Source organism: Vibrio sp. 1874, from assembly GCF_033344395.1.
GTDB classification, from domain to species: Bacteria; Pseudomonadota; Gammaproteobacteria; order Enterobacterales; family Vibrionaceae; genus Vibrio; species Vibrio alginolyticus.
Genome location: NZ_JAWPOR010000210.1, coordinates 1 through 1,003 on the forward strand (window position 1 = coordinate 1; position 1,003 = coordinate 1,003).

Genomic DNA, 1,003 nt, shown 5'->3' on the forward strand with positions numbered 1-1,003 from the left:
TTGATTTTCCGGTGTAGCGGTTTCCGACGTCTCGGAAAACCAAGTAGTTCTCTCAAAGTTACTTTTATTAACGGCGCTCAACCTGATTTCTTTAGGGAATTTTTTGGATTTTTTTGAAAAAAGTTCGTTTGGAAAGGGAATCGTGATGAAGCAGATAAAAAAGCAAAAAAACTTTCATTTTTCGCTAAAGCTTCTTTTCGAGCTGTCGATACAACCTGATTTTGCGTTGAAATTAAGAATCCAAATCACCTAACCAAGCAAGGTAAGAGCGAGATTTGGCGCCTGTTTAGCTTGGGCTAAAATAGTGGTACTGACTTGTTGCAAGATCTGCTGCTTCACCATTTGCGTGGTTTCTTTGGCGTAATCAGTATCTTGAATACGACTGTTCGATGCTGCTAAGTTTTCGTGGATGTTATCTAGATTATTGATCGCATGATTGAAGCGATTTTGATATGCACCTAACTCGGCACGTTGGCTATCGACAAATTTCATCGCCGTGTCTAGTACAGCGACAGCTTGCTGCGCCCCACCAACGGTTGTGATGTTCAGGTTATTGACCGCATCATAACCTTTCAACGACATCCCAAGCTCACTCGCAAGATCTCCTGAGAATGAAATCGTTCCGGCGGTTTCTTCTCCTGCCATAAAGATCTGTAACTGACCTTTTTCATTAACAGAAGCCGTCACTTTGTCGGTTTGGCCATTAATGTAGGTCGCGAGTTCTTCAATATCATCACCGGCTTTGGCATTGATTTGGATTTTTTCCGTCTCGCCAGAACGGTTGGTGAAAGACATCGTCAGATCATTGGCGTTCTCTTTTACCTGCCAATCAGAATCAGCACGCCCTTGAGCGACATAACTAAAGCCCCCCATGTCCAGCCCGTCAGTGCGCATCGATTTCAACTCAATCTGTACAGCTTCACCAGAAGCAGCACCGATTTGAAAAGACGATTTGCCGAATGTGCCATTCAACAGTTTGCGTCCACCAAAAGATGTGGTTTCC

1 protein-coding gene is annotated in these 1,003 nt (G+C 43.8%); it reads right to left on the reverse strand.

The annotated features are described in order from the left end of the window. Positions 1-249 precede the first annotated feature (249 nt). Positions 250-1,003, reverse strand: a 754-nt coding sequence (locus tag R8N46_RS25695) for a flagellin (protein WP_318189840.1), incomplete at its 5' end; no start/stop codon positions are given.